The sequence below is a fragment of the Enterobacter sp. kpr-6 genome (assembly GCF_900116015.1).
GTDB lineage: Bacteria > Pseudomonadota > Gammaproteobacteria > Enterobacterales > Enterobacteriaceae > Enterobacter_D.
In genome coordinates this window covers 31465-44843 of sequence record NZ_FOYH01000007.1, presented here as the reverse complement: position 1 = coordinate 44843, position 13379 = coordinate 31465, and the positions used below count along the sequence as shown (strand labels likewise).

The window sequence follows — 13379 nt, the reverse complement described above, 5'->3', positions numbered from 1 at the left end:
ATGTCACAGACCGTTATCACGCAGGCATTTGAGCAATGGAAAGCGCAGCAGGCCGTCAGTAATACCGCGATTGAGCTGGATGAGTTCGTGTTTGCCAATGTGCCTGGGCTTGACCCGGCAACGCCGATTAACCGCGCCGAAACCCTGCCGCCCGCCGCGCAGATTGTTTACCGCCAGGCCATCACGCGTAAAGGCGTGGTGAATGAAAATGCGGTAGTGCATTCGGTAGTGCTTGGCGCTGACGTGGGCGATTTTTCGTTTAACTGGATCGGGCTTATCAATAAAGCATCGGGGACGCTGGCAATGATTGTCCACGCCCCGGATCAGCAGAAGCTGAAAACAGCAGACGGGCAGCAGGGCAACGTCCTTACCCGTTCGTTTTTAATGGAATACAACGGCGCACAGAGTGAAACCCGTATCACTACCCCTGCCGAAACATGGCAGATTGATTTTACGGCGCGGCTGGCGGGTGTGGATGAGCGTCAGCGCCTTGAAAATCTGGATGTATACGGCGCAGGCGCGTTCTACGGGGACGGGTTTCTGGTCACTAAAGCAGGTACAGGTTATTCCGTCACAAAGGGCGTGGGCTATGTCGGCGGGCTGCGGGCAGAGCTGACGGAAAACAAAGCGATCACAGTGGATGCGAAGCCTGCAAAAGTCTTTCTGGATGTGTGCTTTACCGGGTCGCTGGTCAGTGCATGGCAGACTCAGGCCACGCTGACCGTGGCGGGTGCGCTTACCGATTATGAGAAAAGCGGCGTGAAGCATTATGTCTTTGCGGTTGCCAGCATTGACGCAGCGGGGAATGTCACTGATTTACGCCCGATGGGGAGTCTGGGCGATCAGGCGCTTAATGCGCGCGTTGACCTGAAATACACGGCGCAGGATGCGACGACTACGCAAAAAGGTATCGTCCAGTTAAGCAGCGAGACAAACAGCGCCGCCGAAACACTGGCCGCCACGCCAAAAGCGGTTAAAGCAGCGTATGACCTCGCCGCCGCAAAATATACGGCTGTGGATGCCGGCACGGTGCAAAAGGGGATTGTTCAGCTCAGCAGCGCGACGGACAGCAGCGCCGAAACACTGGCCGCCACGCCAAAAGCGGTTAAAGCAGCGTATGACCTCGCCGCCGAAAAATTTACGGCTGTGGATGCCAGCACGGTGCAAAAGGGGATTGTTCAGCTCAGCAGCGACGTTGATAACCCATCTGAATTACTTGCGGCAACGTCAAAAGCGGTGAAGGCGGCGAATGATAATGCAAACGGGCGCGTACCAGTGGAGCGCACCATCAACGGTAGTCCGCTTGCCAATGATATCGTTATTACCACTCATGACATTTTCCACGGGCAGGCCGTGGAAATTCGGAATGCGGCTGATCTGAATTCTTTCACCACGCCTGGGCTTTATTTTCAGCCTGATAATTCACAGGCAATTAACGGGACAAATTATCCCGAAGATTTAGCCGGTTCGCTGGAAGTCTACCGTCACGCCGGTATCACTCAGGTGTACAGGATTTACAACTCTTCCCGCTGCTATATGCGCACTTTTTTTAATAGTGTATGGACTGGATGGGCCAGGGCTTATGACACCTTAAATAAACCCACCCCGGCAGATATCGGAGCCTTACCGGTCGGTGGAACGGCTGTTGCTGCCCTTAAATTAGCCACGACACGTTATATCAACGGTGCGCCCTTTGACGGTACGGGAGATGTGACGCTTTCGGCGGCTGCGGTCGGAGCCTATACAAAAGCGGAAAACCACGCCCTTTTTCAGCCACTGGGGAGCTATACGCCAGCGGGTCAGGCTTACACCAAAGCAGAAAGTGACGGACGATTTCAGCTCATGAACAGCGCATATCTGGGCGAGGTTGGCTGGTTTCGGGATACCAACACGGGAATGCTTATTCAGTATGGAAAGGTTGCGATATCCACTGACGGGCAGGGTGTGGCCTTTCCGCTGACGTTCAGTATTGTGCCGTCTCTGTCATTGACTGTTAACAGCGGCAGTTATGGTGATGTTGGCGCGACGAGTTTATCCGCTACAGGTTTTGTTGTTAAAGCCACCGAGAGAAATATCGTTGGCTATATTGCGATTGGGCGATGAAATGAGAATTTATTACAGCGCGACAAGCGGCGGGTTCTACCCGGATTTTTTAAAGGACAATTACAACAATGTTGGTGGCGGCTGGCCTGCTGATGCCGTGGAAATTACGCAACGCTGGTATGAGTATTTATTAAACGCGCAGGCGGAAGGGCAGATTATCGTACCGAATGAATACGGTCAGCCGGTGCTTGCTGATGCGGCATTGCCAACGCATGATGATCTGTTACGGGCGGCTGAGCAAAAACGGCAGAAATTCATTGATGATGCCATGCAGTCAATCGGCGTCATCCAGCTCAAGCAAATGAATGGCCGCAAAATCTCAGACGACGAAGCGGTCAAAGTGAATGCCGTGCTGGACTGTATTGAACGGCTGGAAGCGCTCGATCTGAGTGCCGCGCCGGATATTGAGTGGCCGGAGGTACCGGGAAATGTGGCGTGAAGCACGGCTGGCACTGACTGACTCACTGGCCGCGCTTAACTGCTCGATAGTTCCGGCGCATCCCTGGGTTTACGGACTCGGTCAGCAGACCAGTAACGGGGCGTATCTCAGCCCGGTTAATGCCGTGTCGTATCTGGCGCAGAAGCTCGCCGGTACGGGCGGCCATGCTGACGTTGTGATCATGATGGTCACCGGGCAAACGCAGGACAGTTTTATAAAAAGTCTGGGCGGGCTGGTTGACGTATTCCCGGCACCGGCAATGACGCAGGTTAAACGCCTGGCGCAATCGGCGGCGGCGCTGGCTGTGGAAAAGATGCAAATCCCGGCGAAAGCCGGGGCCGCGCTTCCGGCATCAATGCCGCTTTCCGTGCCAACAAGCCGGGCCGCGTTAACAGCGGCAGCGATCAGCAAGGCGCAGGCGGCAGCGGGAGAGGGGTTCAGCATTGGCGGGCTTAAGCAGCAAATCAGCAGCTTTAACAGCCTGCGTAATGGACTCATTAGCCGTGCAGCCAGCGAGCTTAAAACACTCCAGGGTAAAAGTGCCCGCGCCTGGGTCTTTACCAGCAGGGGCGATATTCCCACGACGCTGATTGAGCTTGTGAAAAATATCCCCGATCCGTCTGCCGTATACAGCGCGGCGGTGATGCTGGCCGGAGAGAATCTTGACGGAATTAAGGACATGATCCATGAGTTCGATCCCCACACTGGCGCTTAACGGCGAATCCATCGCGCTAAAAAACATGCGCGTGACTATCTCGCAGCAGTTTCAGGACAAAGACCAGAGCGGGCAGACCAGCGCGACCAGCAAAGCGGAGCAGGGCGCGAAGGGAAAAGAAATGCGCGTCTCCGGTGAGGTGCCGTTCAGGGATGTTAAAACGCTGACGCAGCTTTTTAAGCTGGCAAACGCCACCGATGCGGGCGGAAAGCGGCAGGTGTACCGCGTCGCGCATGTGGCGGCGCGTGCGGTGAGTCTTCGTGAAGCAACGTTCACCGGCACGATCGATGCACCGCAGCAGGACGGGCGAATGTCATGGCTTGTGACGTTTACCCTGGCTGAACATCTCAGCGTGCAGGAAAAGAAAGAAGCGCGGGCCAGCGCAAAAACCACAAGCAAAATGCAGACGGCAGGCGGAACGGGGGCAGGTGGGACCGGGCAGAGCGCCGCCGAAGACACGGAAAAAATGACCTGGTTTGAGAGCAAGGTGCTTAAACCGGTAAATGATGCGCTGGAATAAATATGAAACCTGTTAAACGATTATACCTCTCAGGTGATGAGGTGCATTTAGTAGACGTCCAGATGGTGCTTGAGCTGAGCGCCTGCGGTCGCGGCTTTATTACCGCCGAAACGGATCAGGACTATACGGGGAAACTGGTACGCCTCGATGTTGGTTATACGAGCGGCGTTTTGCGCTGGTTTACCGGTTTTGTTGAGCGCTCTCAGCCTGCCGAAAAGGGATTCCAGCGCCTCTTTGTGCGGGAGCTGTCGGGCGTGTTTGATCGGAGCTGGCAGTGTTCCTTTCAGCATCCAACGCTGAGGGACGTCACCGGCTGGCTGACAGAGCACAGCGGGCTGACGGTTGCCGTGCCTGATGCGGCGTACAGTGACAAGCCGATCCCGCACTTCACGCATTCCGGGACGGGTTTCCAGTTGCTAAATAATCTGGGCCGGGCGTTCGGCATCGTGGATTATCTCTGGTATCAGTTGCCGGATGGTTCGCTCTACTGTGGCGGCGCAGAAAAGGCGCTTTTTGCCGGGCGGCCCGTTGAAATCCCGTCTGAATTTAATCAGCAGGCGGCAGCGGGTAACGCGATGACGATCCCGGTGGTACAGGCATTACGCCCCGGCGTCGAGGTCAACGGCCAGCGGCTGACAAAGGTAAGCCTGAGTAATGACACCATGACGATCACATGGACGCCCAGGAACCAGAAAACAGGAAAGCCGCTGCAAAAAACACCCGCACAGCGTCAGATTGAAAGCCATTACCCGGAGCTGGCAAGCGGCCTGCACCTGCCGAAATTCGCGCGGGTCATGGCGCACAGTGAGCCGGTGAGAAGCGGTAATTTTGCCGATGAGTTCCGCCCGCGTTACGCCGTGGACGTACAACTGCTTGACGCAGACGGTAATCCAGACCGTAACACGCCGGTTTATTCTGCGGTACCGCTGCCGGTGCCGATGGCCGGTAATGATTCGGGCCTGTTTCAGTTTCCGCCCGAAGGCACGCTGGTAGAAGTCGGGTTTACGGATGGCCGCCCGGATAAGCCCTTTATTCGTCAGACCGTGCCGGGTGGTACCAGCCTGCCGGATGTAAAGCCGGGTGAGCAGTTGCAGCAGCAGCGCGAAGAGGTATCACAGCGCGTCACCCAGGCGGGTGACTGGGTACGCAAAACGGATCAGACCATCAGTGAATCATCCATGTCGCGGGTGGTCACTGCCGATGAGGAAAAGCGCGAGATAGTCACGCGTGAAACGACGATTAAAGCCACGGATAAAACCACGGTGATCGGCACGGCTTCCCTGATGGCCGGGGCAGTGCAGCACGTCACCACGGGTGACTATGCAATGGCCGTTGGCGGTAATCGCCTGCTGAGTGTGACGGGGAATGCTGAAACGGATATCAGCGGCGCACAGTCTGTCAACGTGGCCGGAAACATCGACACGCAGGCGGGCGGGTCGCTGACAGAAAAGATAGCCGCGCTGCGTAAAAGCGTGGCCGCAGGCGGTCAGCAGATCATGGGGCCGACGGTGCATATTGGCAGCGAGGGAGTGAACACGCTTTCAATGATGCTGGACACTATCGACCTGCTGGCAGAACTGGCCGCACAATGCGCCATTCATGCGCACTCAGGCACCGGCACGCCAACCAATGCCGCCGCATTCACGCAGACCGGAGCGAAAGCAACGGCGACGCGAAGCAAGTACGAAAAGATTATTGCCTGACCTGACAATCACGCCCGCGCAATGCGGGCTTTTTTACGCCCCTTACCAGACGCAGCAGAACGCCCCCTGTAGGCACATCATACTGATTCACCTCGTCACACCCCCCTTATTGCTTCCGCTTTACCTCGCCCCGCTGACGCAGCAGCGCACAGACAAAATAAACATGTCGCAGACGAAAACGGCACTACACCGCACCCGCCTGCACGTTTTGGATCAGAAAAAAATTTCAGTTTTATTTTTCTACAAACCAGACCGCCAGCCCGCGCCAGTGCTGGCGGCTTCACACAAAAAGCAAACTGCAAAGATTGAAAGGAATTACATTTTTTTTCAGTAAAAAGGATCTGAGAAGGATCTGAGGAAATTGGTAATCATCAGAAAAATAAGGGGAAAATAAATTTTACGTCACTTTCGCGGATCGTTTCGATACAAAAAGCGTTTTCTTTCACGCCTCACAAAGCCAGGCGGGACAAGGGCTGGAGGCAATGCGGTAAATTTTCCGGGACTGAAAAAAAGAAAAATGATTATACTGTTTTTATATACAGTATTTGAGCGAGCGAGGGGGACAGAAAATGGGATGGTTTTCAATGAACGGGATTACTTTTGCGTGTCTGAAAGAAGGAGAAAAGCCCCTGCCAGAGCACGCTTATGCATCAAGTGTGCATTCGGATGTGCGCTATGTCATATGGCAGGAAGACGGGTTGTGGAATGTGTGTTCGGTATCCAATAAATCGGGAAAAGTGTCTTTTCTGCCTTTGGCTGAACAACTGTTTAAAAGCAGTGACGAAGCATGGCGGGCAGCGTATCAGCACTGGATTGATATCGACCGACTGCAAGGGGTAACGCGTCAACGTGCCGCGCTGGAAGTTTTGAAATCCGCCAGGGATGCTTTTCCTACGCTGAAAGGGTAGCCAGGCTGCAAAAAAATGAATCACAATCAGATTGCTGTGCGACACTTTTGCGACACTGGACAAACAGGAAATAAAAAAGCCACCGGCAAAGGTGGCTTAACTTAATGATTTTACTGCTAAAATTTGGTGGCCCCTGCTGGGTTTGAACCAGCGACCAAGCGATTATGAGTCGCCTGCTCTAACCACTGAGCTAAGGGGCCGTGGCGGGGGATTATAATGTAACTTCTGCCTGCAATCCAGCCATAAGCGCATACCTGCCGTTTTTATAAACAACATATTATCAATCCTTTATACTTTAATAATTACTCATTCACTGGGGTTGTAAATGATTAACGATATTCTCGCGCCGGGCCTGCGGGTGGTGTTTTGTGGCATCAATCCGGGTAAGTCGTCGGCGCATACAGGCTTTCATTTTGCGCATCCGGGCAACCGCTTCTGGAAGGTCATCTATCAGGCGGGTTTTACGGATGAGTTGCTCAGGCCGGAGGAGGAGATGCGGCTGCTGGATACCCGTTGTGGCATCACCATGCTGGTGGAGCGCCCGACGGTGCAGGCCAGCGAAGTCGGGCTGCATGAGTTACGCAGCGGCGGGCGTGAGCTGATTAAGAAAATAGAGGATTACCAGCCGGATGCGCTGGCGATCCTTGGGAAGCAGGCGTACGAGCAGGCGTTCAGCCAGCGCGGGGTGAAATGGGGGAAGCAGCAGATTACCATTGGCGCGACACAGGTGTGGGTGCTGCCGAATCCCAGCGGGCTGAACCGGGCGACACTGGATAAGCTGGTGGAGGCGTACCGGGAGCTGGACGAAGCGCTGGTGGTGCGGGGGCTTTAGCGCGGGGCTGGGTTTTCCCCTCACCCTGGCCCTCTCCCCGTGGGGGAGGGGATGACCTGCTCACAAAACAAAAAGCTCCCTTTCGGGAGCTTTTTAATCATCGTGTGCAAACGGACAAATTAATCGTCCAGGAAGCTACGCAGTACTTCAGAGCGGCTCGGGTGGCGCAGTTTGCGCAGGGCCTTCGCTTCGATCTGACGGATACGTTCGCGGGTAACGTCGAACTGTTTACCCACTTCTTCCAGCGTGTGGTCGGTGTTCATATCGATACCGAAACGCATACGCAGCACTTTTGCTTCACGGGCGGTGAGGCCAGCCAGTACGTCGTGCGTGGCGGCACGCAGGCTCTCGGTGGTCGCAGAGTCCAGCGGCAGCTCGAGGGTGGTATCCTCGATGAAATCACCCAGATGCGAATCTTCATCGTCGCCAATCGGCGTTTCCATGGAGATCGGCTCTTTGGCAATCTTCAGCACTTTACGGATCTTGTCTTCCGGCATCAGCATGCGTTCGGCCAGTTCTTCCGGCGTCGGCTCGCGGCCCATCTCCTGCAGCATCTGGCGGGAAATACGGTTGAGCTTGTTGATCGTCTCAATCATATGCACCGGAATACGGATGGTGCGCGCCTGGTCAGCGATAGAGCGGGTGATCGCCTGACGGATCCACCAGGTTGCGTAGGTGGAGAACTTGTAACCGCGACGGTATTCAAACTTATCAACCGCTTTCATCAGGCCGATGTTGCCTTCCTGAATCAGATCGAGGAACTGCAGACCACGGTTGGTGTATTTCTTGGCGATAGAAATAACCAGACGTAAGTTTGCTTCCACCATCTCTTTCTTCGCACGGCGGGCTTTCGCTTCACCGATGGACATACGACGGTTGATGTCTTTAACCTGCTCGATGGTCAGGCCGGTTTCTTCTTCGATCTGATGCAGTTTTTGCAGGCCGCGATGCACATCTTCAGAGACGTCATGCAGCTTTTCAGACCAGGGTTTGTTCATTGCGATAGCCGCGTTAAACCAGGTTTCGCTGGTTTCATTGCCGGTGAACAGGGTGATGAAGTTCTTCTTCGGCATTTTGCACTGCTCAACGCACAGCTTCATGATCAGGCGTTCCTGGGTACGCACGCGGTCCATCATTACGCGCATGCTGTTAACCAGGTAGTCGAACTGTTTTGGCACCAGACGGAACTGCTTGAACACTTCAGACAGTTTCAGGATCTCTTCCTGAGCGCTGGCGTGGCTGCGGCCTTTCGCTTTGATGGTGTCACGGGTGACAACATACTGCGCGCGCAGCTCACCGAATTTCTCGCGAGCCAGTTCAGGATCGATGCTGTTGTCGTCATCGCTGCTGTCGTCTTCGTCTTCATCTTCGTCTTCTTCATCGTCGGCCATCTCTTCAGCAGACAATTCAGAACCGACATGCGTGGCTGTTGGGGCCAGATCTTCTTCGGCGTTAGGATCAACGAAGCCGGTGATCAAATCAGACAGACGTGCTTCTTCCGCTTCCACGCGATCGTACTGCTCAAGCAGATAGGTGATCGCTTCCGGATATTCAGCAACTGAGCACTGCACCTGGTTAATGCCGTCTTCGATACGCTTGGCGATGTCGATTTCGCCTTCACGGGTCAGCAGTTCGACAGTACCCATTTCACGCATGTACATGCGCACCGGGTCGGTAGTACGACCGATTTCAGACTCAACGCTTGAGAGTACCTGCGCGGCAGCTTCTTCCGCATCTTCGTCGGTGTTGTTCGAGTTTTCAGCAAGCAGGAGATCATCAGCATCCGGTGCTTCTTCCATCACCTGGATGCCCATGTCGTTGATCATTTGGATGATGTCTTCGATCTGGTCGGAGTCGACGATATCTTCCGGCAGATGGTCATTGACCTCGGCATAGGTCAGATAGCCTTGCTCCTTACCGCGTTGGACAAGAAGTTTCAGCTGTGACTGCGGGTTTTGCTCCATAAGACGGTATCCACACTTAATTCATGAGGTTGGTGTCGGTCGGCGAAACAAAGCCGCCAACATAAGCTAACGAGGGGGTATTTATATTATTGCCGCGCCCCTCAGTGCGGCTGTCGGGATCGTCCCGATCGATATTCGGCACTTAAGCCGTTAAATTCATTTTTTGGCCAGAGCCTGGTTCAGTGTCCAGAGCTCCCGGCGTTCTTCGCTGCTTAAGCCATGGGTGCGATCCCGGGCGATTAACTCTTCCTGTCGCAGCTTAAGCATCGAATCAAACATATGACTGAGTGCATCAGTGAACGTTTTTTCTGCAATGTCCTTATCAGCTATATCGTCCCACATGGACAGCTTTTCAAGGGTAGCGGCTTCATTTGTGCCACGATATTGCTCTAAAAGCTGACCGGTGGTCAGACCTGGCTGTGACAGACAAGTGTTGACCAGTTCTGCAAATAAGCCAAGTCCGGGCAGCTTCTCAGGGCTTAGTCCACCCAGCGGTGGGACTAAGGGAGCCAGTTCCGGATTTTGGACCAGCAATCCTATCAGTATACGCATGGTTGTGCGTTTTAGCTGTTGAGCCGGGCGCACCGCGCCGCTTTCTGCCTTTTTCGGCATTAAACGATCGAGCTGACCGTCATCAAAAATGCCCAGTTTTAACCCGAGCGTCTGGCGAAGCTGAATGCGGTGAGCATCGCCTGGCACCTGACTGATAAGCGGTAACGCTAATGCGGCTAACTGCGTGCTGCCATCGGGCGAACTCAGATCAACCTGCGGCAGGAGGCTGTTAAACAAAAACGTTGAAAGCGGCTGAGCATGTTCCATACGTGCTTCAAACGCCTCTTTGCCCTCTTTACGCACCAGCGTATCGGGATCTTCGCCATCAGGAAGAAACATAAAGCGTAGCTGGCGACCGTCTGTCATGTACGGCATGGCGGTTTCAAGCGCACGCCAGGCGGCGTCGCGACCGGCCCGATCGCCGTCATAACAGCAGATCACATTGTTTGTCGCGCGGAACAGCATATGCATGTGGTCAGCCGTAGTCGATGTACCCAGTGAGGCGACAGCGTAATTAATGCCGTACTGCGCCAGGGCGACCACATCCATATAGCCTTCAACAACCAGCAAACGTTGCGGTTCAGCGTTGTGCAACTGTGCTTCATAAAGGCCATAGAGCTGGCGGCCTTTATGGAAAATGTCAGTTTCCGGAGAGTTAAGGTATTTCGGCGTATCGTTACCCAGTACGCGACCACCAAAGCCAATTACCCGGCTGCGTTTATCGCGGATCGGGAACATCACCCGATTACGAAAACGGTCGTACGTTCTGCCCTGGTCGTTGTTGACCAGCATGCCGGCATCCAGCAGCAGCTTTCTGTTATCGTTATTGCCGCCGAAACGTTTTAAGGCGTTATCCCAGCCAGGCGGGGCAAATCCGATAGCGAAGCGCTCTACAACCTCAGCGCTCAGGCCGCGTTTTTCCAGATATTGACGGGCAGGTTCTGCAGAAGGCTGGCTTAACGATTTCTGATAAAAATCGTTTAACCCCTCCATCAACTGATAGAGGTTTTGCCGTTGATGGCGCTCTATCTGGCTAAGACCGGTTCCCGATTCATACGGGATTTCCAGGTTATGCATGGCTGCCAGTTCTTCCACGGTTTCAACGAATTCGAGCTTGTCGTAATTCATTAAAAAGTCGATGGCATTACCGTGCGCGCCACAGCCGAAGCAATGGTAAAACTGTTTCTCACCGTTCACGGTGAAAGAGGGGGTTTTTTCGTTATGGAATGGACAACACGCGTGAAAGTTCTTGCCCTGCTTTTTGAGCTTTACCCGTGCATCGACAAGATCGACGATGTCGGTGCGCGCCAGCAAGTCATTGATGAAAACGCGTGGGATTCGTCCAGCCATAAGCCCCGTTTATTTTTGATAACTTATAAACGAAAATAAGCCGCGCATTCCTTTCGGAAGCACGGCCTTACAACTACAACCCGGTCTGCAACTTGAGAGCATAAGCCCTCAAAGAATTAGTACAGACGAGTACGGCGTGCGTTTTCGCGAGCCAGTTTCTTCGCGTGACGTTTCACAGCGGAAGCTTTGGCGCGTTTACGTTCTGTAGTCGGTTTTTCATAGAACTCACGACGACGAACTTCCGCCAGAACACCTGCTTTCTCACAGGAACGCTTGAAGCGACGCAGAGCTACGTCGAACGGCTCGTTTTCACGTACTTTAATTACCGGCATGTGCCTCTCACCTTTGATTAAATCGGTTTGCCGCTGGCATCAACGCCAGCTTATTTCAAAATGGTGCGGAATTTTACTGCAATTGATGCTGCTTTGTAAAGCACCGCTACCCTTTTTGCAAGGGACTTTTGTAAGGGGGACGAGTATACACGAAGTGACTTCACGGGGTGAGCAAAGTTTTACAACCAGGGCCATTCGCCCTACACTGCGCGGATTGAAAAGAGGGTAAAACCGCCATGCGTGTACTGGGTATTGAAACATCCTGCGATGAAACCGGCATCGCCATTTACGATGATGAAAAAGGGCTTTTAGCCAACCAATTGTATAGTCAGGTGAAGTTACATGCTGACTACGGCGGCGTGGTGCCGGAACTGGCGTCGCGCGATCATGTGCGTAAAACCGTGCCGCTGATCCAGGCAGCGCTTAAAGAAGCCGGATTAAGTGCGAAAGAGATCGACGCGGTAGCTTATACCGCAGGCCCAGGGCTTGTCGGCGCGCTGCTGGTGGGGGCAACGATTGGTCGTTCCCTGGCGTTTGCCTGGGATGTCCCGGCCATTGCCGTGCATCATATGGAAGGGCACCTGCTGGCCCCGATGTTAGAAGACAATCCGCCGGAATTTCCGTTTGTCGCGCTGCTGGTCTCCGGCGGCCACACGCAGCTTATCAGCGTGACTGGTATCGGCCACTATGAACTGCTGGGCGAATCTATTGATGACGCTGCCGGTGAAGCCTTCGACAAAACCGCCAAGCTGCTGGGCCTGGATTACCCCGGCGGGCCGATGCTGTCGAAAATGGCTTCTCAGGGCACGGAAGGGCGCTTTGTCTTCCCGCGTCCGATGACCGATCGTCCGGGGCTGGATTTCAGCTTCTCTGGTCTGAAAACCTTTGCGGCGAATACAATTCGCAACAATGGTGATGACGATCAAACCCGCGCCGATATCGCCCGCGCCTTTGAGGATGCGGTGGTCGATACGCTGATGATCAAATGCAAGCGCGCGCTGGATCAGACCGGCTTTAAGCGTCTGGTCATGGCGGGTGGGGTGAGCGCAAACCGCACGCTGCGCGCGAAACTGGCAGAGATGATGCAAAAACGCCGCGGCGAAGTGTTTTACGCCCGCCCGGAATTCTGCACCGATAACGGCGCAATGATTGCCTATGCGGGCATGGTGCGTCTGAAGGTCGGAACGACGGCAGATCTGAGCGTGTCGGTACGTCCGCGCTGGCCGCTGGCAGAATTACCGGCAGCGTGATGGCAAGGGCCGGATGACCGTTTTGCGTTATCCGGCTTTGAAACTACTCCCCGTCGTTATCCCTTTCCCGTTTCTTTCTGAGCTTCGCCCAAATTTTAGTTTCCTGCCTGCGCCATAAGCGCTGAATGTTGTCGTGATGACGCAGCAAAATCAGACAGGAGAGCATGGCGACGGGGAAGGTAAACTGCGGTTTGAACCACCAGACATAAAACGGCGCGATCAGTGCGCTGACAATGGCCCCGAGCGATGAATAACCGCTTAACAGCACGGTTAACAGCCAAGTACCCGCCATCACGCCCGTCAGATCCCAGCCGATCGGCGCAATCGCCCCAAACGCCGTGGCAACGCCTTTACCGCCCTGGAAGTGAAAGAAAACAGGCCAGATATGACCGAGACAGGCTGCAATCGCGATAAGCCCGAGCCAGAAAGGGGTGATCCCTAACGCATACGCGCCCCAGACGGGCAGCATGCCTTTTAATACGTCAAAGATCAGTACCGTTACGGCTGCTCCTTTGCCGCCAATTCGCAATACGTTGGTCGCTCCGGGATTGCCGGAACCACTCTCGCGGGGATCGGGCAGACCCGCGAGGCGGCAGACCAGAATGGCGCTGGAGATTGAGCCGCAAAGGTACGCGAGGAGGATCATTCCAGGCGCGATTGCACTCATAACGCTGTTCCGTTTTGAAAATGTCGTTTTATTCTCAGCATCCG

At 54.4% G+C, this 13379-nt stretch carries 13 protein-coding genes and 1 tRNA gene; 9 read left to right on the top strand and 5 right to left on the bottom strand.

Annotation, left to right across the window (positions count from 1 at the left end; all coding sequences use genetic code 11):
* From BM373_RS15960 to BM373_RS15930, 7 genes are all read left to right on the top strand, one after another.
* Positions 1–2103: a tail fiber protein gene (locus BM373_RS15960; RefSeq protein ID WP_090463398.1), complete on the top strand. Its 2103-nt coding sequence runs from the start codon at positions 1–3 to the stop codon at positions 2101–2103.
* 1 nt (position 2104) lies between these two features.
* A complete protein-coding gene (locus BM373_RS15955; protein ID WP_177220160.1) occupies positions 2105–2542 on the top strand; it encodes a tail fiber assembly protein in 438 nt (145 codons plus the stop codon).
* Positions 2532–3257, top strand: coding sequence for a hypothetical protein (locus BM373_RS15950; RefSeq protein WP_090463393.1), 726 nt, complete (start codon positions 2532–2534; stop codon positions 3255–3257). The genes BM373_RS15955 and BM373_RS15950 overlap by 11 nt, the downstream gene beginning before the upstream one ends.
* On the top strand, positions 3229–3777 hold the full coding sequence (locus tag BM373_RS15945; protein WP_090463390.1) for a baseplate complex protein: 549 nt from the start codon (positions 3229–3231) through the stop codon (positions 3775–3777). Before BM373_RS15950 ends, BM373_RS15945 begins: the two co-directional genes overlap by 29 nt.
* A 2-nt stretch (positions 3778–3779) precedes the next feature.
* Positions 3780–5480: a hypothetical protein gene (locus BM373_RS15940; protein ID WP_090463387.1), complete on the top strand. Its 1701-nt coding sequence runs from the start codon at positions 3780–3782 to the stop codon at positions 5478–5480.
* The gene (locus BM373_RS15935) at positions 5473–5814 is read left to right on the top strand and encodes a hypothetical protein (protein WP_090463384.1); all 342 of its coding nucleotides are present in this window, start codon (positions 5473–5475) and stop codon (positions 5812–5814) included. Before BM373_RS15940 ends, BM373_RS15935 begins: the two co-directional genes overlap by 8 nt.
* Before the next feature lie 235 nt (positions 5815–6049).
* Complete coding sequence (locus BM373_RS15930) at positions 6050–6388, top strand: hypothetical protein (protein ID WP_090463381.1); 339 nt, start codon at positions 6050–6052, stop codon at positions 6386–6388.
* Between the two features lie 124 nt (positions 6389–6512).
* On the opposite strand, the gene BM373_RS15925 is transcribed toward BM373_RS15930, so the two are convergent.
* A tRNA-Ile gene (locus BM373_RS15925) sits at positions 6513–6588 on the bottom strand.
* Between the two features lie 125 nt (positions 6589–6713).
* Between BM373_RS15925 and mug the strand changes: the two genes are divergently transcribed.
* Positions 6714–7220, top strand: a complete 507-nt coding sequence (gene mug / locus BM373_RS15920) for a G/U mismatch-specific DNA glycosylase (RefSeq protein ID WP_090463378.1) — start codon at positions 6714–6716, stop codon at positions 7218–7220.
* A gap of 119 nt (positions 7221–7339) precedes the next feature.
* Here mug and rpoD read toward each other — a convergent pair whose 3' ends face one another.
* The 3 genes from rpoD to rpsU all read right to left on the bottom strand — a co-directional run bounded on the left by rpoD (position 7340) and on the right by rpsU (position 11418).
* Positions 7340–9184, bottom strand: coding sequence for an RNA polymerase sigma factor RpoD (gene rpoD / locus BM373_RS15915; RefSeq protein WP_090463375.1), 1845 nt, complete (start codon positions 9182–9184; stop codon positions 7340–7342).
* Positions 9185–9340: 156 nt separating this feature from the next.
* Positions 9341–11086 carry a DNA primase gene (gene dnaG, locus BM373_RS15910; protein WP_090463373.1) on the bottom strand — a complete coding sequence of 582 codons (1746 nt, stop codon included), beginning with the start codon at positions 11084–11086 and terminating at the stop codon, positions 9341–9343.
* 116 nt (positions 11087–11202) lie between these two features.
* On the bottom strand, positions 11203–11418 hold the full coding sequence (gene rpsU, locus BM373_RS15905) for a 30S ribosomal protein S21 (RefSeq protein ID WP_001144069.1): 216 nt from the start codon (positions 11416–11418) through the stop codon (positions 11203–11205).
* 236 nt (positions 11419–11654) lie between these two features.
* Here rpsU and tsaD point away from each other — a divergent pair, with 236 nt between their 5' ends.
* A complete protein-coding gene (gene tsaD, locus BM373_RS15895) occupies positions 11655–12668 on the top strand; it encodes a tRNA (adenosine(37)-N6)-threonylcarbamoyltransferase complex transferase subunit TsaD (RefSeq protein WP_090463365.1) in 1014 nt (337 codons plus the stop codon).
* A gap of 43 nt (positions 12669–12711) precedes the next feature.
* On the opposite strand, the gene plsY is transcribed toward tsaD, so the two are convergent.
* The gene (gene plsY, locus BM373_RS15890; RefSeq protein ID WP_090463362.1) at positions 12712–13335 is read right to left on the bottom strand and encodes a glycerol-3-phosphate 1-O-acyltransferase PlsY; all 624 of its coding nucleotides are present in this window, start codon (positions 13333–13335) and stop codon (positions 12712–12714) included.
* Positions 13336–13379: the final 44 nt, after the last annotated feature.

Coding starts and splice junctions, on each gene's coding strand:
- BM373_RS15960 (WP_090463398.1), top strand. CDS start 1: ATGTCACAGACCGTTATCACGCAGGCATTTGAGCAATGGAAAGCGCAG.
- BM373_RS15955 (WP_177220160.1), top strand. CDS start 2,105: ATGAGAATTTATTACAGCGCGACAAGCGGCGGGTTCTACCCGGATTTT.
- BM373_RS15950 (WP_090463393.1), top strand. CDS start 2,532: ATGTGGCGTGAAGCACGGCTGGCACTGACTGACTCACTGGCCGCGCTT.
- BM373_RS15945 (WP_090463390.1), top strand. CDS start 3,229: ATGAGTTCGATCCCCACACTGGCGCTTAACGGCGAATCCATCGCGCTA.
- BM373_RS15940 (WP_090463387.1), top strand. CDS start 3,780: ATGAAACCTGTTAAACGATTATACCTCTCAGGTGATGAGGTGCATTTA.
- BM373_RS15930 (WP_090463381.1), top strand. CDS start 6,050: ATGGGATGGTTTTCAATGAACGGGATTACTTTTGCGTGTCTGAAAGAA.
- mug (WP_090463378.1), top strand. CDS start 6,714: ATGATTAACGATATTCTCGCGCCGGGCCTGCGGGTGGTGTTTTGTGGC.
- rpoD (WP_090463375.1), bottom strand. CDS start 9,184: ATGGAGCAAAACCCGCAGTCACAGCTGAAACTTCTTGTCCAACGCGGT.
- dnaG (WP_090463373.1), bottom strand. CDS start 11,086: ATGGCTGGACGAATCCCACGCGTTTTCATCAATGACTTGCTGGCGCGC.
- rpsU (WP_001144069.1), bottom strand. CDS start 11,418: ATGCCGGTAATTAAAGTACGTGAAAACGAGCCGTTCGACGTAGCTCTG.
- tsaD (WP_090463365.1), top strand. CDS start 11,655: ATGCGTGTACTGGGTATTGAAACATCCTGCGATGAAACCGGCATCGCC.
- plsY (WP_090463362.1), bottom strand. CDS start 13,335: ATGAGTGCAATCGCGCCTGGAATGATCCTCCTCGCGTACCTTTGCGGC.